The 21793-nt window shown below is 71.4% G+C and carries 18 protein-coding genes; 4 read left to right on the top strand and 14 right to left on the bottom strand.

The window, feature by feature from the left end:
• Window positions 1-2: 2 nt before the first annotated feature.
• The 6 genes from NBY69_RS04295 to hrcA all read right to left on the bottom strand — a co-directional run bounded on the left by NBY69_RS04295 (window position 3) and on the right by hrcA (window position 5872).
• On the bottom strand, window positions 3-950 hold the full coding sequence (locus NBY69_RS04295; protein ID WP_250298376.1) for a hypothetical protein: 948 nt from the start codon (window positions 948-950) through the stop codon (window positions 3-5).
• A gap of 172 nt (window positions 951-1122) precedes the next feature.
• Window positions 1123-1683, bottom strand: a complete 561-nt coding sequence (locus NBY69_RS04300; protein ID WP_250298377.1) for a hypothetical protein — start codon at window positions 1681-1683, stop codon at window positions 1123-1125.
• Between the two features lie 112 nt (window positions 1684-1795).
• Window positions 1796-2554 carry a 16S rRNA (uracil(1498)-N(3))-methyltransferase gene (locus NBY69_RS04305; RefSeq protein ID WP_250298378.1) on the bottom strand — a complete coding sequence of 253 codons (759 nt, stop codon included), beginning with the start codon at window positions 2552-2554 and terminating at the stop codon, window positions 1796-1798.
• A complete protein-coding gene (locus NBY69_RS04310; RefSeq protein WP_250298379.1) occupies window positions 2551-3624 on the bottom strand; it encodes a nitronate monooxygenase in 1074 nt (357 codons plus the stop codon). Before NBY69_RS04310 ends, NBY69_RS04305 begins: the two co-directional genes overlap by 4 nt.
• A gap of 103 nt (window positions 3625-3727) precedes the next feature.
• Window positions 3728-4861 (bottom strand): molecular chaperone DnaJ, encoded by a 1134-nt coding sequence (gene dnaJ, locus NBY69_RS04315; protein WP_250298380.1) that lies wholly within the window; start codon window positions 4859-4861, stop codon window positions 3728-3730.
• Window positions 4862-5872, bottom strand: a complete 1011-nt coding sequence (gene hrcA / locus NBY69_RS04320; RefSeq protein WP_250298381.1) for a heat-inducible transcriptional repressor HrcA — start codon at window positions 5870-5872, stop codon at window positions 4862-4864.
• Between the two features lie 158 nt (window positions 5873-6030).
• Here hrcA and NBY69_RS04325 point away from each other — a divergent pair, with 158 nt between their 5' ends.
• Entirely contained in the window at window positions 6031-6762 is a 732-nt protein-coding gene (locus NBY69_RS04325; protein WP_250298382.1) for an MBL fold metallo-hydrolase, read from the top strand.
• A 10-nt stretch (window positions 6763-6772) separates the two neighbouring features.
• Window positions 6773-7603, top strand: a complete 831-nt coding sequence (locus NBY69_RS04330; protein WP_250298383.1) for a DUF3097 domain-containing protein — start codon at window positions 6773-6775, stop codon at window positions 7601-7603.
• Between the two features lie 91 nt (window positions 7604-7694).
• Here NBY69_RS04330 and hemW read toward each other — a convergent pair whose 3' ends face one another.
• The 4 genes from hemW to lepA all read right to left on the bottom strand — a co-directional run bounded on the left by hemW (window position 7695) and on the right by lepA (window position 15191).
• Complete coding sequence (gene hemW, locus NBY69_RS04335) at window positions 7695-8927, bottom strand: radical SAM family heme chaperone HemW (RefSeq protein WP_250298384.1); 1233 nt, start codon at window positions 8925-8927, stop codon at window positions 7695-7697.
• Window positions 8928-9027: 100 nt separating this feature from the next.
• Complete coding sequence (locus NBY69_RS04340; RefSeq protein WP_374211206.1) at window positions 9028-10959, bottom strand: SpoIIE family protein phosphatase; 1932 nt, start codon at window positions 10957-10959, stop codon at window positions 9028-9030.
• 230 nt (window positions 10960-11189) lie between these two features.
• Window positions 11190-13070, bottom strand: a complete 1881-nt coding sequence (locus NBY69_RS04345) for a long-chain fatty acid--CoA ligase (protein WP_250298385.1) — start codon at window positions 13068-13070, stop codon at window positions 11190-11192.
• A gap of 252 nt (window positions 13071-13322) precedes the next feature.
• Complete coding sequence (gene lepA, locus NBY69_RS04350; protein WP_250298386.1) at window positions 13323-15191, bottom strand: translation elongation factor 4; 1869 nt, start codon at window positions 15189-15191, stop codon at window positions 13323-13325.
• Between the two features lie 263 nt (window positions 15192-15454).
• Here lepA and rpsT point away from each other — a divergent pair, with 263 nt between their 5' ends.
• Window positions 15455-15721, top strand: a complete 267-nt coding sequence (rpsT, locus tag NBY69_RS04355; RefSeq protein WP_250298387.1) for a 30S ribosomal protein S20 — start codon at window positions 15455-15457, stop codon at window positions 15719-15721.
• 313 nt (window positions 15722-16034) lie between these two features.
• On the opposite strand, the gene holA is transcribed toward rpsT, so the two are convergent.
• Window positions 16035-17030, bottom strand: a complete 996-nt coding sequence (holA, locus tag NBY69_RS04360) for a DNA polymerase III subunit delta (protein ID WP_250298388.1) — start codon at window positions 17028-17030, stop codon at window positions 16035-16037.
• 57 nt (window positions 17031-17087) lie between these two features.
• On the opposite strand from holA, the gene NBY69_RS04365 reads away from it, so the two are divergent.
• Entirely contained in the window at window positions 17088-17333 is a 246-nt protein-coding gene (locus tag NBY69_RS04365) for a hypothetical protein (protein ID WP_250298389.1), read from the top strand.
• Window positions 17334-17377: 44 nt separating this feature from the next.
• On the opposite strand, the gene NBY69_RS04370 is transcribed toward NBY69_RS04365, so the two are convergent.
• The 3 genes from NBY69_RS04370 to NBY69_RS37585 all read right to left on the bottom strand — a co-directional run bounded on the left by NBY69_RS04370 (window position 17378) and on the right by NBY69_RS37585 (window position 21564).
• Window positions 17378-18277, bottom strand: a complete 900-nt coding sequence (locus NBY69_RS04370; protein ID WP_250298390.1) for a YceI family protein — start codon at window positions 18275-18277, stop codon at window positions 17378-17380.
• Between the two features lie 366 nt (window positions 18278-18643).
• Window positions 18644-21130, bottom strand: coding sequence for a ComEC/Rec2 family competence protein (locus NBY69_RS04375; RefSeq protein WP_250298391.1), 2487 nt, complete (start codon window positions 21128-21130; stop codon window positions 18644-18646).
• Complete coding sequence (locus NBY69_RS37585; RefSeq protein ID WP_374211207.1) at window positions 21127-21564, bottom strand: helix-hairpin-helix domain-containing protein; 438 nt, start codon at window positions 21562-21564, stop codon at window positions 21127-21129. Before NBY69_RS37585 ends, NBY69_RS04375 begins: the two co-directional genes overlap by 4 nt.
• Window positions 21565-21793: the final 229 nt, after the last annotated feature.

Below are 21793 nucleotides of genomic sequence, written 5' to 3' on the forward strand. Positions count from 1 at the left end.
TGTCAGCTTAGGCTGGAGATTCCCTGGGCGTCTCCTAAGCCTGCGAGCCTCAGTTGTCCGTACTCGCGGTGGGCGAGCGGCAGTCGGTACGTCCCGTTGCCCTGGGGAAGCACCACGGACGAGCGCACCAGTGCGCCGAGTGCGGCCCCGCCGGGAAAGACCGTACGGACCTGCTCCTCGGTGAACTCACCGGTGAACGCGGACAGTCCGGCCCACAGCAGCCGTTCCGCCCTGGAGCACAGGTCGTGGCTCCACTCGACGGCGCGCAGCAGGCTGCGGTGCCTGACGGGTTCCCTGGGGCCGTCGGTGAGGACGGTGAGGCGCCCGCCGGGGGCGGAGAGCGTGCCGTACAGCTGCTGTGCGGGGATCAGCCGCAGTGTGCGGGCGGCGAGCAGGGTGGACAGCGGATCGCCGTCGAGCCGGCACGCCAGCAACCGGGACCAGTAGTCGGGCAGTTCCACGTCGTGCGCCGCGGCGCTCTCCTGGAGCAGTTCGGCGGTCCGCTCGGGGGGCAACGGGCTTACGGCCGTCAGCTGTTCGCCCGGTACGTCGAGCGGCTTGCGGCTGGTGGCCAGTATCTGGAGCTCGGGACAGGTGTCGTACAGCCTGCCCACCAGGTAGGCGCAGCCGGTGAGTACGTGTTCGCAGGTGTCCAGGACGAGCAACCCCTGGCTGCGGGTGAGCAGTTCGAGCACCGCGTGCACCGGGTCGGCGCCCGGTTCGGGCGAGGCGTGCAGGGCGTCGGCGACTGCGTACGGGACGAGCGCCGCGTCCCGGCATGCGGAGAGGTCGACGCGGTGGACGGGCAGGCCGACGGCGTCGGTGACACGGTCGGCCAGATAGGTCTTGCCGACGCCACCGGGACCGGTGAGGGTGACGATCCGGGTGGCGGCAAGGCGGTCGGCGAGGGCGCCGACCTCTGGTTCGGAGAGATCGGAGAGAACGGCCATGGGTACACCCTGGCCGGAACGAGGCGGTTGTGCGCGGGTGCGGGCCGAAGATCCGTACACCTATCTCTGCTGATGGGGATACCTAGGCGGCTACCTAAAACCGGTCGTCGCACTGCCGTCTGCCGCAGGTCCGGATCAAGCCGGGCGGGCTGTCAGGGGCCGTCGGTGGCGGCTACTTGCCGGGGTACTGCGTGACGGTGGCCGTGACGGTGACGGTCACCGTCGGCCGGACGCCACCGCTGTTGTCGCTGGTGCCGCCGCTGTTGCTGCCGCCACTGTTGTTGCCGTTGTTGCTGCCGCCGTTGTTGTTGCCTGGCGGGGCTGCGGCGCAGTTGCCGAGCAGCGTGGCCCGGAAGGCGAGCTGCCCGCCGACCGTGCTGGTCAGATCTCCGCGCACGCACCGCCCGTCGACGGTCTTGGTCACCTTGCCCTTGATGGTGATGTCCTTGCGGTCCTTGGTCCTGCCCTGGCAGTCGACCCGCGCCACGTCGCGCACGGACGCGGACGGAGTGGGGGACTTGCCGTCGCCGACATCCGCGGTGCAGGTCAGCCAGTCGACGCGGACCCCGTGGCCCTCCAGGGCGCTGGTGCCGGTGCGGTCGGTGGTGTACGCGATGGACGCGGTGTTCACCCCGTCGACGGGATCGCAGGCCGCGATGCCCGCAACTGCCGCTGCGGTGGCGCCGATTGCCGCGAGGAGTGACCGGTAGCGTACGAGTCTCGATGCCCCCATATGCGGCAGGGTCCCACCGGGGCGGCCCACTGTGTAGCCCTATTGCGGTCACTTCACCCTTGTGGGCGCACGACCGGGCCTCTGCACCCGGTCGTGATCCAAACGAAAGGCCCTAACTCCAGCGACCCGTACGCGCCAGCAGCAGGGCCGCTGCCACCGTTCCCGCCGTCGACGTCCGCAGCACGCTCCGGCCCAGCCGGTACACGCCCGCACCGGCGGCGGTGAACGCCGCCAGCTCCTCCGGCGACACGCCCCCCTCGGGCCCGACGACCAGCACGATCTCCCCCTCCGCGGGCAGCTCCGCCGACGCCAGCGCCTCGCTGCCGTACTCCTGGTCCTCGTGCAGCACCGCGGCGAAGTCGGCCTCGGCGAGAAGCGCGGCGACCTGCTTGGTGCTCAGGGCGTCCGCGACCTCGGGGAAGCGGGTCCGGCGGGACTGCTTGCCCGACTCGCGGGCCGTACTGCGCCACTTGGCAAGGGACTTGGCGCCCCGTTCGCCGCGCCACTGGGTGATGCAGCGCGACGCCTGCCACGGCACGATCGCGTCGACGCCGGTCTCCGTCATCGTCTCGACGGCGACCTCCCCGCGGTCGCCCTTGGGCAGTGCCTGGACGACGGTGATCCGGGGCGCCGGCGGCGGCTCCTCGGTCCAGGAGTCCACCTGGAGCACCAACTGGTCCTTGCCCTCGGCGGCCAGGACCACGCACCGGGCCCAGTGGCCCGCGCCGTCGGTCAGTACGACGTCCTCCCCCGCCCGCAGCCGCTTCACGGACACCGCGTGCCGGCCCTCGGGCCCGTCCAGGACGAACCGGCCGCCGGGGTCGGTCTCGAATGTGCGGGCTCCGTCGACGACGAACACGGGCGCGGTCATGACGTGCTCCCGGGAGCCGATGCGGTGCGTGCCGCGTCCAGTTCGGCGATCAGTACCTCGACGAGCTGGCCCGCGGGCAGCTCGCGCGCGAGGCGGTGGCCCTGCCCGGCCCACAGCGCCATGCCCTGCGCGTCGCCCACTGCGGCGGCGGCCTTGCGCAGCCCGGCGGTGAGGCGGTGCACCTGGGGGTAGGCGGCGGGCGCGTACGGGCCGTGCTCGCGCATGAAGCGGTTGACGAGGCCGCGCGCCGGGCGGCCGGAGAACGCCCGGGTGAGTTCCGTGCGGACGAAGAGCGGGTTGGTCAGTGCCTGTTTGTGCAGGACGTTCGCCCCGGACTCGGGGCACACCAGGAAGGCCGTGCCGAGCTGGGCGGCGTCCGCGCCCGCCGCGATCACCGCGGCGATCTGCGAGCCGCGCATGAGTCCACCCGTGGCGACGACCGGCAGCTGGACGGTCTCGCGTACCTGGGTGATGAGCGACAGCAGGCCGATCCCGGTGCCGTCCGTCTGCGGGTCGTCGCGGTGGGTGCTCTGGTGGCCGCCCGCCTCGATGCCCTGCACACAGACCGCGTCGGCGCCGCACCACTGGGCGGTCTGGGCCTCCTCGGCCGTGGTGACGGTGACGACCGTGAAGGTGCCCGCCCGGTCGAAGGCGTCCAGCACGTCACGGGAGGGGCAGCCGAAGGTGAACGAGACGACCGGGACCGGGTCGTCGACGAGGATCGCGAGCTTGGCCTCGTACCCGTCGTCCGCACTGCCCTGGACGTCGCCGAGCGGCGTCTCGTACCAGGTGGACTCGCCCACGAGCTGATGGCTGTAGACCTCGACGGCGGCCGGGTCGGCGTTCTCCGGCTGCGGCATGAAGAGGTTCACGCCGAACGGCAGGGAGGTCAGCCCCCGCAGCTGCTTGATCTCCTCGTACATGCCGTCCGCGGTCTTGTACCCGGCGGCGAGGAAACCGAGACCGCCGGCCTCGGATACGGCGGCGGCGAGCTGCGGGCCTGAAGCACCGCCCGCCATGGGGGCCTGCACGATCGGATATCGGCAGAGATCGGCGAGTACGGAGGACATGACCGCATGGTGTCACGTCCTCCGTACGGCGCCGAAATCACGCGCGGCCCGGATTCTCCCGGGGCAACTCCCGGAATCCCCGGCCACAAGGACAGCCCGACGGCTACCGCCCGTTGAACGCGTCCTTCAGCCGCGAGAACAGCCCCTGCTGACCCGGCTGGAACTGGCCGGTGGGCCGTTCCTCGCCGCGCAGCTTCGCGAATTCGCGCAGCAGCCGCTCCTGCTCCGCGTCGAGTTTCGACGGGGTCAGCACCTCGACGTGCACGATCAGGTCGCCGCGACCACCGCCCCGCAGATGCGTGATGCCGCGCTGGTGCATCGGGATCGACTGGCCGGACTGCGTGCCCGGCCGGATGTCGACCTCCTCCAGCGCGTCCAGCGTCTCCAGCGGCACCTTCGTGCCGAGCGCGGCTGCCGTCATGGGGACGGTCACCGTGCAGTGCAGATCGTCGCCGCGCCGCTGGAAGACCGCGTGCGGCAGCTCGTGGATCTCGACGTACAGGTCACCGGCGGGGCCGCCGCCGGGGCCGACCTCGCCCTCGCCCGCGAGCTGGATCCGGGTGCCGTTGTCGACACCGGCCGGGATCTTGACGGTGAGCGTGCGGCGGGAGCGGATGCGCCCGTCGCCCGCGCACTCGGGGCACGGGGTCGGCACGACCGTACCGAAGCCCTGACACTGCGGGCAGGGCCGCGAGGTCATGACCTGGCCCAGGAAGGACCGGGTGACCTGCGAGACCTCACCGCGTCCGCGGCACATGTCACAGGTCTGGGCCGAGGTGCCGGGGGCCGCGCCCTCGCCGCTGCACGTCGTACAGACGACGGCGGTGTCGACCTGGATGTCCTTCGTCGTACCGAAGGCCGACTCGTTGAGGTCGATCTCCAGCCGGATCATCGCGTCCTGGCCGCGCCGCGTACGCGACCTCGGCCCGCGCTGGGACGCCGTACCGAAGAAGGCGTCCATGATGTCCGAGAAGTTGCCGAAGCCGCCCTGGCCGAAGCCGCCGGCTCCGCCGCCCGCCTGCGAGAGCGGGTCGCCGCCGAGGTCGTAGACCTGCTTCTTCTGCGGGTCCGACAACACCTCGTAGGCGGCGTTGATCTCCTTGAAGCGTTCCTGCGTCTTGGGATCGGGATTGACATCCGGGTGGAGCTCACGCGCCAGCCTGCGGAATGCCTTCTTGATCTCGTCCTGGGAAGCGTCGCGGCGCACGCCGAGAATGGCGTAGTAGTCCGTGGCCACTTACGACTCCGCCAGGATCTGTCCGACGTAACGTGCCACTGCGCGTACCGCTCCCATCGTTCCGGGGTAGTCCATGCGGGTCGGTCCGACCACGCCGAGTTTGGCGACTGCCTCGTCGCCCGAACCGTAGCCGACGGCGACGACCGAGGTGGACGTCAGGCCCTCGTGGGCATTCTCATGCCCGATGCGTACGGTCATGCCCGAGTCCTCCCCGAGCAGTTTGAGGAGCACGACCTGCTCCTCGAGTGCTTCCAGCACCGGCCTGATGGTCAGTGGGAAGTCATGTCCGAAACGGGTCAGATTGGCGGTACCGCCGATCATCAACCGCTCCTCGGTCTCCTCGACCAGGGTTTCGAGCAGGGTCGCGAGCACCGTGGAAACCGTACCCCGGTCCTCCTGCTCGAAGGACTCGGGAAGGTCCTGCACCAATTGTGGTACGTCCGCGAAGCGGCGTCCCACGACCCGGGCGTTGAGCCGGGCCCGGAGATCCGCCAGCGACGTCTCACCGAAAGGCGCCGGACAGTCGATCATGCGCTGCTCGACCCGTCCGGTGTCCGTGATCAGCACGAGCATCAGCCGGGCGGGCGCGAGTGAGAGCAGTTCCACATGCCGGACCGTGGAGCGGGTCAGCGAGGGGTACTGCACCACGGCCACCTGCCGGGTCAGCTGCGCGAGCAGCCGCACCGTCCGGCCCACCACGTCGTCGAGGTCGACGGCGCCGTCCATGAAGTTCTGGATGGCGCGCCGCTCGGGCGACGACAGGGGTTTGACGCCCGCGAGCTTGTCGACGAACAGCCGGTAGCCCTTGTCCGTCGGGATGCGCCCCGCGCTCGTGTGGGGCTGGGCGATGAAGCCCTCGTCCTCCAGGGCCGCCATGTCGTTGCGGACCGTGGCCGGCGAGACGCCGAGCCGGTGCCGCTCGGTGAGCGCCTTGGAGCCGACGGGCTCCTCCGTGCCCACATAGTCCTGGACGATGGCGCGCAACACTTCGAGTCTGCGTTCGCTGAGCACCCGCGCACACCTCCAGCTGTCGATCTCGGAGCCTTCTTGGCACTCTGTGCGTTCGAGTGCCAATGACCACCCAGTGTACGGCGGAGAGGTTCACCGCTGGCAAGGGCAGCCCGTCACGCCGTCGCGCCGGTACCTGCCGTCCGGGATAGCGTCGCCGCATGGACGCCCCTTGGGAAGACTCCGGCTGGGAACACCTGGCGGCGGATGTCGGCCGGCGCCGTCTCCCCGGCTGGGACGCGACGGTCGGACTGGTGGCCGGGACGGACGCCGCGCTGCTGTACGACACCGGCTCGACGCTCCGCGAGGGCCGGGAGATCCGCATCGCCGCCGAGGCGCTTCTCGGCGGCCGGAGAGTGACGCACATCGCACTGAGCCACCCGCACTTCGACCATGTGCTGGGGACGGCGGCCTTCGCCGGGGTCCAGGTCTACGGAGCGGCGGGCCTGGACGGTCTGCTGGCCCGCAACTCCCGTGGGGCCGAGGTGCTGCGGCACGACGCGGTACGCCACGGGGTCCCGGCGTCCCAGGCCGCGGAGGCGGTGGCCCATCTGGTCGCCCCGCACCACATGGTCTCCGGCGAACTGACGCTGGACCTGGGCGGACGGCAGGTCGTCCTGGCCGACTGCGGCCCCGGCCACACCGGGCACGACCTGGCCCTGTACGTCCCCGGCAGCCCCGGCGTCGTCTTCTGCGGCGATCTGGTCGAGGAGTCGGGCGAGCCGCAGGCGGGCCCGGACGCCTTCCCGGCACAGTGGCCCGCGGCGCTGGACCGGCTGCTGGCGCTGGGCGGCGAGGACGCGCGGTACGTACCGGGGCACGGGGCCGTGGTCGACGCGGCCTTCGTCCGCGCCCAGCGGGATGTGCTGGCAGCGCGCTCCGGGGTGTCGTAGCGTCTGCGGAATGCGCAGCTACAGCCCGGACCTCACGCCGCCGTGGAAGAAGCAGACGCCCGCCCGCGAGGTCGCGGCCGAGCCCGATCTGGTGGTCGAGGAGATCGCCACCGGGTTCTGCGGTGCGGTGATCCGGTGCGAGAAGACGGCCGAGGGGCCGACGGTCACGCTGGAGGACCGGTTCGGCAAGCACCGGGTGTTCCCGATGGGGCCGCGCGGTTTCCTGCTGGAGGGCCGCCCGGTCACCCTGGTGCGCCCCACCGCGGCTCCGGTGCGCCCGTTGCGTACGGCCTCCGGGTCGGTGGCGGTCCCCGGGGCCCGCGCCCGGGTCGCGCGGGCCGGGCGGATCTATGTGGAGGGGCGGCACGACGCCGAGCTGGTGGAGCGGGTGTGGGGTGACGACCTGCGGATCGAAGGGGTCGTCGTCGAGTACCTGGAGGGCATCGACGATCTCCCCTCGATCGTGGCGGAGTTCGGCCCCGCGGCGGACGCGCGGCTGGGTGTGCTGGTCGACCACCTGGTGCCCGGCTCCAAGGAGTCCCGGATCGCCGCGGAGGTCACCGGCGACCACGCGCTGGTCGTGGGGCACCCGTACATCGACGTCTGGGAGGCGGTGAAGCCGTCGTCGGTGGGGATCCCGGGGTGGCCGCGGGTGCAGCGCGGACAGGACTGGAAGACGGGGGTCTGCCGGGCGCTGGGGTGGCCGGAGAACACCGGGGCGGCCTGGCAGCGGATTCTCTCCTGCGTGCGGTCCTACCGGGATCTGGAGCCGGAGCTGCTGGGGCGGGTGGAGGAGCTGATCGACTTCGTCACAGCTGATTCCAGCCCCTCCGGCGTTTGAGGAGCGGGGTCCGGGCGGAGCCCCCGTACGGACGGCCCGCGCACAGGACTCCGCCCGGACACGGACGGCCCGCGCGCAGGGCGACCAGGCCTCAGTCGACCAGGTCCCGGACCACCGCGTCCGCCAGCAGCCGCCCCCGCAGGGTGAGCACCGCGCGTCCCGCCCCGTACGCCTCCGCCTCCAGCAGTCCGTCCGCCAGTGCGCGCCGGGAGGCCGCCAGGCCCGCCGGGGCCAGGACGGACAGCGGGCAGCCCTCGCGCAGGCGCAGTTCCAGCAGGATGCGCTCCACCCGGCGGTCCTCGGCGGGCAGGATCTCGCGGCCCGCGCCCGGAGACTTCCCGGACGCCAGGGCTGCCGCGTACGCGCCGGGGTGCTTCACGTTCCACCAGCGCACGCCGCCCACATGGCTGTGCGCGCCGGGGCCTGCGCCCCACCAGTCCGCGCCGCGCCAGTACAGCTCGTTGTGCAGGCAGCGGCCCGCTTCGGTGGTGGCCCAGTTGGACACCTCGTACCACGAGAAGCCCGCGTCGGAGAGCACGGAATCGGCGATCAGATAGCGGTCGGCGTGTTCGTCGTCGTCCGTCATCGGGACCTCGCCGCGCCGGATCCGGCGGGCCAGCTGGGTGCCCTCCTCGACGATCAGCGCGTACGCGGAGACGTGGTCGGGGCCCGCGCCGACGGCCGCGTCCAGCGAGGCCCGCCAGTCGTCGTCGGACTCCCCCGGTGTGCCGTAGATCAGGTCGAGGTTGACGTGGTCGAAGCCCGCGGCCCGTGCTTCCGCGACGCACGCCTCGGGCCGTCCGGGGGTGTGCGTGCGGTCGAGGATCTTCAGTACGTGCTGCCGGGCGCTCTGCATCCCGAACGAGATCCGGTTGAAGCCCCCGGCCCGCAGGGTCGCCAGGTACTCGGGGCCGACGGACTCCGGATTCGCCTCGGTGGTGATCTCGGCGTTCTCGGCGAGGCCGAACTCGTCCCGGACGGCGGCGAGCATCCGTACCAGGTCGGCGGCGTCGAGCAGGGTCGGCGTACCGCCGCCGACGAAGACCGTGCTGACCGGCCGCGGGTCGTCGCCGAGCACCTTCCGGGCCAGCCGGACCTCTTCGGTGAGGGTCGACGCGTAGTTGTCCCGGGAGGCCAGCACGCCGCCCGAGCCGCGCAGTTCGGTGGCGGTGTAGGTGTTGAAGTCGCAGTACCCGCAGCGCGTCGCGCAGTAGGGCACATGCAGGTAGAAGCCGAGCGGCCGGTCACCCGCGCCCTCCAGGGCATGACCGGGCAGCGCCCCGTCTTCGGGCACGGGTTCACCATCGGGCAGTACGGAAGGCATGTCCCCATTGTCACTCGGCTCGCGGGCCGCCCGGTCCACGCAGGTGCGTACCGGACGCCGCGGGGCAGACGGGACTTCCGGAACACGGCTTCTACCCGCGTCACTCCGCCCGCAGCACCAGCAGCGCCAGGTCGTCGTCGAGGGGCTCGATGCCGAATGCGTACACCGCGTGCTTGATCCGCTCGGCGACCCCCTGTGCGGTCAGCCCCGTGCAGTCCGCCAGCTCGGTCGCCAGTCCGTCACCGTCATCGAACATGCGCGGACCCGCCCGCCGCTCGGTGACGCCGTCGGTGACACAGAGCAGGGTGTCGCCGGGCAGCAGGTCGAACGTCTCGCTCTCGTACGCGACCCCCTCGATCACGCCTAGCAGCATCTGCGGGGCCGCCGCCGGCCGTACCGTGCCGTCCGGGCGCAGCAGCAGCGGCAGCGGGTGGCCGGCGCTGGAGAGGGTGCAGCGCACGCCGCCTCCGGCGAGCGGCACCAGTTCGCCGTAGAGCAGCGAGAGGAAGCGGGACTGGGGGTCCTCGGGCATGTCCTGGCCACCGGCCACCGCGACCATCCGGGCCGCCGCCTCGGCCGTCTCCATCGCGTCGTCGAGGAGCAGTTTGTTGAGCCGGTCGAGCACACCGGAGACCTGGTAGCCCTCCCGGGCGAGCAGCCGCAGCCAGGGTCTGGCGAGGCCGGTGACGACCGCCGCCTCGGGGCCGCTGCCCTGGACGTCGCCGAGGGCGAAGCACCAGCGGCCCCCTGCGGCGTCGCCGGGGAAGACATCGTAGAAGTCGCCGCCGACGACGCCCTCGCCGCGCGGCTCGTAGACCAGGGCGCTGTCGACACCGGGGATCTCCGCGACGCTGCTGGGCAGCAGTCCGCGCTGGAGCACCCGGCTGATGGTGGCCTGCCGGGTGTACTGGCGGGCGGCGGCGATCGCCAGGGCGACCCGTCGCGCGAAGTCCTCGACCAGGCCGCTCACCTCCTCGGAGGCGCGCTGGAGTCCGGTCCGGCCGAGCAGCAGGGTGCCCAGCGGCCGGCCGGCCGCGAGCAGCCGGTAGCCGAGCGCCACCCCGTCCGTCCCGGCGGCTCCGGCGCCACCGGTGGCCCCGGGGGGCTCGTTCAGACCCGGCCACGGCACGGGCACGCCCGCACCGCGGGCGGACTCCGGCAGCTTCGGGGGTTCCCTCTCCAGCGCGGCCCGCAGTTCGTCGATCCGGTTCTCCTTGGTGTGCCAGACCCGGGAGAGCCGCGGCCTGCGCCCCGGGCCGCCCGCCTCCGGGTCCAGCCAGACGGCGCACCAGTCGCCGAGCCTGGGCACCAGGAGCTGCCCGGCGAGCGCGGCGATCATGTCCTCGTCGAACTGTCCGGCGAGCAGTTCCGAGGCCTCGGCGAGGAACGACAGCGCGCCCCCGCTGCTCCACTCCCGGTCGTCCCCCGGCGCACGCCGGGGCGCGGGAGCCAGGATCTCGGCGGCCCGCAGGCCCCACTGGAGCCGCTGGTCACTGCCGGGGGCCGGGTGCGGGTCACCGTCGCCGACCGGCAGCCTGGTCCAGACGGTCTTGCGGCCGGTGTGGTACGTGATGCCCCAGCTCTCGGCCAGGGCCGAGACGAGCCGCAGTCCGCGTCCGTACTCGGGGATGCCGGGGTCCTGCTGTGCCTCCGGTTCGTTGCGCACCGCGCGCGCGGGGTGGTGGTCGGAGATCTCGACGACCAGCGCGGGCGGCTCGTCGGCGAGCGCCTCCTCCAGGCGGACGAGCAGGTCGACCGTGGTACCCGCGTGCACCACGGCGTTGGTGACGAGTTCGCTGACGATGAGCACCGCGTCGTCGGCGAGCTGGTCGGTGAACCCGGTGGCGGTCGGCAGCCCGAGCGCGGTCCAGTCGGCGAGCGCGGCACGCACGAACCGGCGCGCGGCGGACGCGGCCAGTTGGTTGCCGGGCAGGCTGGTGCGGACCACCACGGACGGTGCGGCGACCGGTGGTGGTCCGGGAGGGCGTGCGGAGCGGACCGCTGTCTCCCTCTGCACGGGAATGGACACCACAGTGCGGCTCCCTGACCAGATCTGACGTTGTGCCGCTTACGGCACCGCCAGAGTGACAGACTGAGCCCGCCCATATGCGCCGAGTCACTGAACTGGGTGACGCCGGATGCCAAACACACAGGTCAGCGGGGTGGCACGGGTGCGCCCGCGCGCGCCGGAGCGCACCGGGCGCAGGGCGTGAGCGGGGCCCGGACCGGCCCGTCCGCCCCAGGAGCCCCGCGAGCCCGCGTCTACGCCTCGCGCGCCCCCGCGTACATGTCGTCGATGAGCGCCTTGTACTCCCGCTCGACGACCGGCCTCTTCAGCTTGAGGCTGGGCGTCAGCTCACCGTGCTCGATGTCCAGATCGCGCGGCAGCAGCCGGAACTTCTTGACGGTCTGCCAGCGCTGGAGCCCTTCGTTGAGCTCCTTCACATAGCCGCCGATCAGCGACTCGACCTGCTTGGTGGCCACCACCTCGGCGTACGTCCGGCCGCCGAGGCCGTTCTCCTGCGCCCAGCCCATGATGGTCGGCTCGTCGAGCGAGATCAGGGCCGTACAGAAGTTCCGGTCCGCGCCGTGCACCAGGATGTTGGAGACGAACGGGCAGACGGCCTTGAACTGTCCCTCGACCTCGGCCGGTGCGATGTACTTGCCGCCCGACGTCTTGATCAGGTCCTTCTTGCGGTCGGTGATCCGCAGATAGCCGTCGGACGACAGCTCGCCGATGTCGCCGGTGTGGAACCAGCCGTCGGACTCCAGCACCTCGGCGGTCTTCTCCGGCAGCCGGTGGTAGCCCGCCATGATGCCGGGACCGCGGAGCATGATCTCGCCGTCGTCGGCGATCCGTACCTCGGTGCCGGGCAGCGGCTTGCCGACCGTGCCGGTGCGGTAGGCCTCGCCCGGGTTGACGAAGGAGGCGGCGCTGGACTCCGTGAGGCCGTACCCCTCCAGGATGTGGATACCGGCGCCGGCGAAGAAGAGCCCTATGTCGGGAGCGAGCGCGGCCGAACCCGAGACACAGGCGCGCAGCCGGCCGCCGAACGCCTCGCGGATCTTGGAGTACACGAGTGCGTCGGCGACCTTGTGCTTGGCCGTGAGCGCGAACGGCGCCGAGGTGGTGCCGGTGTGCCGGTAGTTGTCCTGGGTGACCTTCGCGTACTCGCGCGCCACCTCGGCGGCCCACTGGAAGATCTTGTACTTTGCGGGGCCACCGGCCCGTGCCTTGGCGGCGACCCCGTTGTAGACCTTCTCGAATATCCGCGGGACCGCGGCCATGTAGGTCGGCTGCACCACCGGAAGGTTCTCGATGATCTTGTCCACCCGGCCGTCGACGGCGGTCACATGGCCGACCTCGATCTGCCCGGAGGTCAGCACCTTGCCGAAGACGTGAGCGAGCGGCAGCCAGAGGTACTGGACGTCGTCCTTGGTGATCAGGCCGGTCCCCACCGTGGCCTTGGCCATGTACGACCAGTTGTCGTGCGGCAGCCGTACGCCCTTGGGCCTGCCCGTGGTGCCCGAGGTGTAGATCAGCGTGGCCAGCTGGTCGGCGGTGATGGCCGCGGTCCGCTCCTTGACCGCCCCGGGGTTCTTCTCCAGGTACGCCGCTCCGCGGGCCTCCAGCTCGGCCAGCGTCAGCACCCAGCCGCTCTCGTCGGGCTCCAGGCCCGCGGCGTCGATCACCACGACATGGCGGAGGTCCGGCAGCTCGGCCCGCCGCTCCCGCGCCTTGGCCAGCTGTACGGCGTCCTCCGCGATCAGCACCCGGCTCTCGGAGTCGGAGAGGATGTACGCGGACTCCTCGGTGTTCGTCGACGGGTAGATCGTGGTGGTCGCCGCGCCCGCGCACATCACGCCGAGGTCGGCCAGTATCCATTCGACCCGGGTGCCGGAGGCGAGCGCGACGCGCTCCTCCGGGGCGACGCCGAGGTCGATCAGACCGGCCGCGACGGCGTACACCCGCTCGGCGGCCTGCCCCCAGCTCAGCGACTTCCACTCGTCGGGTCCGTCACCGGAAGCGGCGGGCACCGGATAGCGGTACGCCTCGGCATCGGGCGTGTCGGCAACCCGCTGGGTGAAAAGGGTCGCCACGGAGGGCGGCCGGTTATCGATCAAGGTCTGGGTGTCGCTCACGACGTCGTCCTCCGGGCCTACGGGCAGCACTGCACGACTGGCTGGTGGCTGGTATTTAACTGGCGAGTAACTAAGGATCAGAGTAGAGCGCCAGTGTCCGCCACGTAAGGGGGAGCAGGCGTGTGCTTCATAACGAACGGGCCCCCGCACCGAGGTACGGGGGCCCGTCAGCCCGGTGCACGGAACCGCCTGCGCGTTCCGCCCTCCGGGTTACGACCTGGTCCACTGCGCCAGGCCGCTGTTCTGCTCCGGCTACTTCTTCTTGGCCTCGCCGGACTCGTCGGTGGACAGCACCGCGATGAAGGCCTCCTGCGGGACCTCCACGTTGCCGACCATCTTCATCCGCTTCTTGCCTTCCTTCTGCTTCTCCAGCAGCTTCCGCTTACGGGAGATGTCACCGCCGTAGCACTTGGCGAGGACGTCCTTGCGGATGGCGCGGACGGTCTCACGGGCGATGACCCGGGCGCCGATGGCCGCCTGGATCGGCACCTCGAAGTTCTGCCGGGGAATGAGCTTCTGCAGCTTGGCGACGAGCCGCACCCCGTACGCGTACGCCTTGTCCTTGTGCGTGACGGCGGAGAAGGCGTCGACCTTGTCGCCGTGCAGCAGGATGTCGACCTTGACGAGCTGGGCGCTCTGCTCGCCGGTGGGCTCGTAGTCGAGCGAGGCGTAGCCGCGGGTCTTGGACTTCAGCTGGTCGAAGAAGTCGAAGACGATCTCGGCGAGCGGCAGGGTGTAGCGGATCTCTACGCGGTCCTCGGAGAGGTAGTCCATGCCGAGCAGGGCGCCGCGCCGGTTCTGGCAGAGCTCCATGATCGCGCCGATGAACTCGCTGGGGGCCAGCACCGTGGCGCGGACGACCGGCTCGTGCACCTTGTCGATCTTGCCCTCGGGGAACTCGCTCGGGTTGGTGACGGTGTGCTCGGTACCGTCCTCCATCTCCACGCGGTAGACCACGTTGGGGGCGGTGGCGATGAGCTCCAGGTTGAACTCGCGCTCCAGCCGCTCCCGGACCACGTCGAGGTGGAGCAGCCCGAGGAAGCCGACGCGGAAGCCGAAGCCCAGCGCCGCCGAGGTCTCCGGTTCGTACACCAGCGCCGCGTCGTTGAGCTGGAGCTTCTCCAGGGCCTCGCGCAGGTCCGGGTAGTCCGAGCCGTCCAGCGGGTAGAGCCCCGAGAACACCATCGGCTTGGGGTCCTTGTAGCCGCCCAGCGCCTCGGTGGCGCCCTTGTGCAGGGAGGTGATGGTGTCACCGACCTTGGACTGCCTGACGTCCTTCACACCGGTGATGATGTAGCCGACCTCGCCGACGCCCAGACCGTCGGAGGGGGTCATCTCCGGCGAGGAGACGCCGATCTCCAGCAGTTCGTGGGTGGCGTTGGTGGACATCATCCGGATGCGCTCGCGCTTGTTGAGCGAGCCGTCGATGACCCGGACGTACGTCACGACGCCGCGGTAGGAGTCGTAGACCGAGTCGAAGATCATCGCGCGGGCCGGGGCGTCGGCCGCGCCGATCGGGGCCGGGACGTCCTTGACGACGCGGTCGAGCAGGGCATCCACCCCGACGCCGGTCTTGGCCGAGACCTTCAGCACATCCTCCGGCTGGCAGCCGATGAGGTTCGCCAGCTCCTCGGAGAACTTCTCGGGCTGCGCGGCCGGCAGGTCGATCTTGTTGAGCACCGGAACGATCGTGAGGTCGTTCTCCATCGCCAGATAGAGGTTGGCGAGAGTCTGGGCCTCGATGCCCTGGGCGGCGTCCACCAGCAGAACCGTGCCCTCGCATGCCGCGAGGGAGCGGGAGACCTCATAGGTGAAGTCCACGTGACCAGGGGTGTCGATCATGTTCAGGACATGGGTCTTGCCCTGGCCGTCGCCCGTGGTGGGCGCCCAGGGCAGCCGGACCGCCTGGGACTTGATCGTGATGCCGCGCTCACGCTCGATGTCCATACGGTCGAGGTACTGAGCGCGCATCTGCCGCTGGTCGACCACACCGGTCAGCTGAAGCATCCGGTCGGCAAGGGTCGACTTGCCGTGGTCGATGTGCGCGATGATGCAGAAATTGCGGATCAGCGCCGGGTCGGTACGGCTCGGCTCGGGCACGTGGGTAGGAGTCGCGGGCACGCAAGGTCCTGATTCTTGAGACGCGGGGCGTCTCGTCTCGGGCGATGGCGGATCGATACGTAGCTGCCATGGTCCCACGACTGGGCACCGGAGCCCGTTTTGGGCTGGTGGGTGGACGGCTGATACCGTGGTCAGCTGTGCCTCCTGCCCCCTTCGCACGAGTCCGTCGACGCGCATCGGTCACCCGAAACCGCTGAACCGGATCCGTACGGGTCGGCGTGGGGCACTCATCGAAATTCAATCGAACCTGAAAAGGCTCTTTCGTGGCGAACATCAAGTCCCAGATCAAGCGGAACAAGACCAACGAGAAGGCGCGCCTGCGTAACAAGGCCGTCAAGTCGTCGCTCAAGACCGCGATCCGCAAGGCCCGTGAGGCCGCTGTCGCGGGCGACGTCGAGAAGGCCACCGTGGCCGCTCGTCTGGCCTCGCAGCAGCTCGACAAGGCTGTCAGCAAGGGCGTCATCCACAAGAACGCCGCTGCCAACAAGAAGTCGGCCATCGCCAAGCGCGTTGCCGGTCTCGCTGCCTGAACGATTCGGTCCGACGTTCCGTCCGACTGACTTCGCATGACGGGCTCTCCGAGCCCAGCCGTCGTCCCGGACCCAGCGGTCCCTCTACCCGCTCCGGTACGACACCCCGCGCCGCACACGGCCTGCGTTCGCCACGCGGGTGCGGCGCACAGATGCTTGAGCCGAAGGCCCCGCTGCCGTCCTTCCCCAGGACGGGAGCGGGGCCTTCGGCGTGCGTGGTGCGCGTGCTCCGGCGCGTGCTCCGGCGCGTGGTCGGGGCGGCTGCTCGGGGCGCCTGCTCGGGGCGTCTGCTAGGGGCGCGGTCGGACAGGCCCTAACGCCGGAGGCGGGCCGCGCGGGCCACCGTGACCACGGCCTTCTCCAGCGCGTACTCCGGATCGTCGCCGCCGCCCTTGACCCCCGCGTCGGCCTCGGCGACGGCCAGCAGCGCGAGCGCGACCCCGTCCGGTGTCCAGCCGCGCATCTGCTGGCGCACCCGGTCGATCTTCCACGGCGGCATGCCCAGCTCGCGCGCGAGATCGGCGGGACGGCCGCCACGCGCCGAGGAGAGCTTGCCGATGGCGCGGACCCCTTGGGCCAGCGCGCTGGTGATCAGTACGGGAGCCACCCCGGTCGACAGCGACCAGCGCAGCGCCTCCAGCGCTTCGGCGGTCCGCCCCTCGACGGCCCGGTCGGCGACGGTGAAGCTGGACGCCTCGGCTCGGCCCGTGTAGTAGCGGCCGACGACGGCCTCGTCGATGGTGCCCTCGACGTCCGCGACGAGCTGGGAGGCCGCGCTCGCGAGCTCGCGCAGATCGCTGCCGATCGAATCGACCAGCGCCTGGCAGGCCTCGGGGGTGGCGGAACGGCCCAGGGCGCGGAACTCCGACCGTACGAAGGAGAGCCGCTCCGCGGGCTTGGTCGTCTTCGGGCAGGCGACCTCGCGGGCACCGGCCTTACGCGCGGCGTCCAGCAGTCCCTTGCCCTTGGCCCCTCCCGCATGGAGAAGCACCAGGGTGATCTCCTCGGCGGGAGCGCCCAGGTAGTCCTTGACGTCCTTGATCGTGTCGGCCGAGAGGTCCTGCGCGTTCCGCACGATCACGACCTTGCGCTCCGCGAAGAGCGAAGGGCTGGTCAGCTCGGCGAGCGTGCCGGGCTGGAGCTGGTCGGACGTGAGATCCCGGACGTCCGTGTCGGCGTCGGCGGCACGGGCGGCTGCGACCACCTGCTGCACCGCGCGGTCGAGCAGCAGGTCCTCCTGCCCGACGGCGAGGGTGACGGGTGCGAGGACGTCGTCGGCGGAATTCTGCTGGCTCTGTTTGCGGATCATCGCGGTCCAGCATCCCACGGGGCACTGACACTCCCGTACGTGGCGGAGAATGGCCAGGTGAGCGATGTGAGACATGTGCTGGTGCTGCCGGACCGCGACACCGCGGAGGAGGTGGCGGGGGAACTCGCCGACCGTTTCGGGGTGAGCCAGGAGCCCCAGCTCGTACGGGACGCGCTGGCCGGTGAGGACGACGCCGAGGACGCGCAGTGGCTGGTCGTCGTCGAGGATCCGGACGGGCGGCTGGCCCCCGCCGAGCTGGACACCTTCGCGGCGGAGTACGAAGGGTGGCTGGAGACGCCCTGAGGCACGGCCCTGGCCTGGCCAGGCCAGGCTAAGAGTTTGTCCCGTCAGGGCGTGTTCGGGGCGGCCTTCTTCACGATCTGGATGTCCAGGTCGATGGTGACGCTGTTGCCGACCGCCGCGATACCCCGGGCCAGCATGGTCTGCCAGGTGACGGTGAAGTCCTCCCGGTGCAGTTCGGTGGTGGCCCGGCAGGCGGCGCGGATCTCGCCCTCCATGCCGTTGCCGATGCCCAGGTACTGCGTGTCGAGCGTGACGGTGCGGCTGACACCGTGCAGGGTGAGCGCGCCGGTCACGCCCCAACGGCTGCCGCCGCGGTGGACGAAGCGCTCGCTGTAGAACTCCAGCGTCGGGAAGTGCGCCACGTCGAGGAAGTCGCCGGAGCGCAGATGGTCGTCGCGCATCTGGACGTTGGTGTCGATGGACGCCGCGTCGATGATCACGTGCATGGCCGACTGCTCCATGTGGTCCGCGATCCTGACCGCTCCGGCGAAGGTGTTGAAACGGCCGTGGATACGCGCCATCCCGATGTGCCGGGCGGTGAAGCTGATGTGCGAGTGCGTCGGCTCGATCTCCCACTCGCCGGGTTCCGGCAGCGTGGGGGGCTGGGCGATCTGGAGGGTCACCCCGCCCATGGCGGCGTGACCGCCCTCGGTCACGGTGACGTTCCCGTGGAAGGGGGTGAAGCCCTCGGCGGTGACGGCGAGCCGGTACTCACCGGCGGGGACGGTGGTGAACACGGAGCCGTACGGGTCGGTCTCACCGCCCACGGTCCTGCGGCCCATCCTGTCGGTGAGGACGAACTCGGCCTGCTGCACAGGCTCGTTGACCGGATCGAGCACCCGGCAGGTGAGCACGCCCCCGCGCTCGGGGACCGTCAGCTCTCCGAGGAGGCCACCGCTGCGGGCGACGCCGGTGGACCTGCTGCCAAACCAACGGCTGAACACTTTTCACGAACCCCCGTGCGTAGGACCGATCCTCGGTCGCACGCACAGCAGGACGTCGTTGTCGGGGCGGCGACCCGTTGACGAATAGACATTCGATCATTGTGGGGGCGTTCTGGGCAAACTGTGCTGGTCGTGGGGGTTGGCGTCACCTGTCACGACTTGTACTCCCTGCGAAGTGGACGAACCCGTACCGCCGGAGACGTCCCGCAGCACCGGCACCCGGTGCTGCCGCGCGGAGTCCTCGGGTCTACGTGCGGAGTCCTCGGGTCTACGTGCGAGGACCTCGGGTCAGCCGTCCGGGTCCCGCCGCACGGCAGGCGTCCAGGTCACGCCGTACGACATCGCCATCGCCGTCGCCGTCGCCGGTCAGCCTCCGTTGGGTATGGCGCGCAGCGCGGGCCCCGTGCCCGTCACCGCGATGGAGCCGTCCGTGTCGGTACGCAGCACGGTGGCGCCGCCCGCGCGCAGGGCCGCGACCGTACGCGGGGCCGGGTGACCGTACGGGTTGTCCTGCCCGCACGAGATCAGCGCGAGCCGAGGGTGGACGGCACGCAGCAGGCCGGGGTCCTGGTACGCCGAGCCGTGATGGGCGACCTTCAGCACGTCCACCGGGGGCAGCGCCGGGTAGGCCCGTAACAGCGCTTCCTGCGCGGGTGGTTCCAGATCGCCGGGGAGCAGCAGGGTCAGGCCGGCGGCGTGCACGAGCAGGGTGACACTGGCGTCGTTCGGTCCGTCCGGGACCGGCGCGGGTCCGGCCGGTGGCCACAGCACCTGCCAGCCGAGCTGTCCGATACGGCGCTGCTCCCCCGGTCCCGCCCGGACCACAGGGATGTGCGCCGCCGCTGCCGCTCTCCGTACGGACGCGCTCTGGTCCTGCGGGTCCTGGAGGTTCGTCGTCTCGATCGTGCCGACGGCCCGGCCGCGCAGTACGCCGGGCAGCCCGGCCACATGATCGGCATGGAAGTGGGTGAGCAGGAGGAGCGGGATACGGGTGACGCCGAGTTCACGCAGGCAGTGGTCGACGAGGTGCGGATCCGGGCCCGCGTCGATGACAACGGCTGTCCCCGCACCTGCCGCCAGCACAGTGGCATCGCCCTGGCCGACATCACACATCGCGTACGTCCAGCCGGGAGGTGGCCAGCCGGTGACGACACGGGTGAGCGGAGCGGGCCGCAGCACGGCGACGAACAGCAGCAGTACGCAGACGGCCGCCACCCAGGGGTGATGGCGCAGCCTTCGGGCGGCGGCCACGAGGGCCACCGTGACGACGGCGAGCAGCAGTGCACCGGACCGGCCCCCGGGCCAGTCGACCTGCGCGCCGGGAAGTGCGGCACCACCGCGTGCGACGGCGGCGATCCAGCCGGCCGGCCATCCCGCGCACCGGGCCAGCACGCCTGCCACCGCCGTGGACACCGGAGCGGTCGCCAGAGAGGCGAAGCCGAGGACCGTCGCGGGTCCCACCGCGAGTTCGGCGAGGAGATTGCAGGGGACGGCCACCAGCCCGACCCGGGACGACAGCAGCACGATGACCGGGGCGCAGACCGCCTGTGCGGCGGCTGCCGCCGCGACCACCTCGGCGAGCCGCGGCGGCACTCCGCGCCGTTGCAGCGCGGCGCTCCAGGTCGGCCCGATGGTGAGGAGGGCGCCGGTGGCCAGGACGGAGAGGACGAAGCCGTAACTGCGGGCCAGCCAGGGGTCGTACAGCACCAGCAGCAGTACCGCTGCGGCCAGTGCCGGGATGAGCGATCTCCGGCGCCCCGTGCCGATCGCGAGCAGCGTGACGAGTCCGCAGGCCGCGGCCCGCAGCACGCTCGGATCCGGTCGGCACACGATCACGAAGGCCAGGGTCAGTATCCCGCCGAGCACGGCCGTCGCCCGCAGCGGGATGCCGAACCGCGGTGCGAGCCCGCCCCGTTCGGCCCGCAGCGCAGCACCGGGCGGGCCGATCAGCAGAGCCAGGATCAGCGTGAGGTTACTTCCCGACACCGCGAGCAGGTGCGTCAGGTCGGTGGTCTGGAAGGCGTCGCGGAGGTCGGGCGGAATCCTGGAGGTGTCCCCCACGACCAGCCCGGGAAGCAGGGCCCGCGCGTCCGGGGCGAGCCCGTCGCTCGCCGCCCGCAGCCCGGCACGCAGGTCTCCCGCCAGGCTCTGGACACCGGTCGGCGCTCCGGTGACGCGCGGGGGCTCCCTGCCCGGCACGCTCAGCACGGCAGCGATGCGGTCGTCGTCCGACAGCGGAGCCTCCAGCCGAGCGGTCAGCCGCAGCCGGGTGGTGGGCAGCAGCCGCTGCCACTCGGCGGAGTGGGCGATCACCAGGACGGGAGTACGGACGGTGGACGTGCTGCCGCCGGGCGCCCGTACTCGGGTGATCTCCGCGTCGAGGACGAAGGACGGGGGCGCCGCGTGGTCCCCGCGGATCCGGGGACGCGTCGGACGGGGATCGGACGTGACGGTCAACTCCGCTGTGACACGGGCCGATTGGCGCGCCAGCCCTGGCACCGGGCCCCGCCGGGCATCGGCCCCGTGCAGTCCGCCCGAGACCGCGCCCGCAGCGGCACAGAGCAGAGTCGCTGCCGCGGCGGTCGCGTTCAGCCGGTTTCCCGGCCGGACGGCCCGGCGCACCAGCAGCACCGCTGCCGCACAGACGCAGGCCGCGACCGCACAGAGCGTCCACCGGCCCGGTGCCGCCACAGCCAGGGCCGCCGCAAGCCACGCGGCCAGTGCGGGCGCCACCAGCCGCAGATCGACAGGGCCCTCCTGCCGTGGATCGGACGCGCCGAGCCGGTGGCCGGATGCCGCGTGGACTGCGGTGCGTGCCACGGCTGTTGGCAGTGGTCCGCCTGAACGTGTCATGGCTGTACGAGAGGCTGGAGGTCGGAGAAGCGCCGGTCACCGATGCCGTTGACCTCACGGAGCTCACCGACGGAGCCGAAACCGCCGTGCTGGGTGCGGTAGTCGATGATGTGCTGAGCCAGTACGGGGCCGACGCCGGGCAGGGTGTTGAGCTGCTCCGCAGTGGCGGTACTGAGGCTCACCGGCGCCGCGGCGGCCCCGGTCGGCGGGCCGGTGCCGCCCGCAGGAGCGGCGCCTCCGCCGACCGCGGACTGTGGTGCGGGCGGCTCACCGACGACGACCTGCTCGCCGTCGGTGAGCACCCGTGCCCGGTTCAGCCCGACCGCGTCCACTCCCGCCTTGATCCCGCCGGCCGCCCGCAGGGCGTCGGCGACCCGCGAACCGGCGGGCAGGCGCTGGATTCCCGGGCTACGGACCTTGCCGCTGACATCCACGACGATCCGTGCGGCGGACGCCCCGGTCGGCCCGGCGCCGGCAGGCTGCCGGGGCCGACCGGGTGCCCCTGACCCTGCTGTCGCCTTCGGAACGGCAGCGGGCGCCCCCTCGCTGACCATCTCCGGCGCTCTGACGGATTGGGGGCGTCCGGTCCAGAAGTGCTGGACGGCGAAGACCACGGCCACCACGAGGACGGCAGCCAGCGCGGCGAGTGTCCGGGGAGCGAGT

It is taken from the genome of Streptomyces sp. A 4/2, from assembly GCF_940670765.1.
GTDB lineage: Bacteria > Actinomycetota > Actinomycetes > Streptomycetales > Streptomycetaceae > Streptomyces.

Excerpts from the sequence above, each read along its gene's own strand:
- NBY69_RS04295 (WP_250298376.1), bottom strand. The coding sequence starts at position 950 with ATGGCCGTTCTCTCCGATCTCTCCGAACCAGAGGTCGGCGCCCTCGCC.
- NBY69_RS04300 (WP_250298377.1), bottom strand. The coding sequence starts at position 1,683 with ATGGGGGCATCGAGACTCGTACGCTACCGGTCACTCCTCGCGGCAATC.
- NBY69_RS04305 (WP_250298378.1), bottom strand. The coding sequence starts at position 2,554 with ATGACCGCGCCCGTGTTCGTCGTCGACGGAGCCCGCACATTCGAGACC.
- NBY69_RS04310 (WP_250298379.1), bottom strand. The coding sequence starts at position 3,624 with ATGTCCTCCGTACTCGCCGATCTCTGCCGATATCCGATCGTGCAGGCC.
- NBY69_RS04325 (WP_250298382.1), top strand. The coding sequence starts at position 6,031 with ATGGACGCCCCTTGGGAAGACTCCGGCTGGGAACACCTGGCGGCGGAT.
- NBY69_RS04330 (WP_250298383.1), top strand. The coding sequence starts at position 6,773 with ATGCGCAGCTACAGCCCGGACCTCACGCCGCCGTGGAAGAAGCAGACG.
- hemW (WP_250298384.1), bottom strand. The coding sequence starts at position 8,927 with ATGCCTTCCGTACTGCCCGATGGTGAACCCGTGCCCGAAGACGGGGCG.
- holA (WP_250298388.1), bottom strand. The coding sequence starts at position 17,030 with ATGATCCGCAAACAGAGCCAGCAGAATTCCGCCGACGACGTCCTCGCA.
- NBY69_RS04375 (WP_250298391.1), bottom strand. The coding sequence starts at position 21,130 with ATGACACGTTCAGGCGGACCACTGCCAACAGCCGTGGCACGCACCGCA.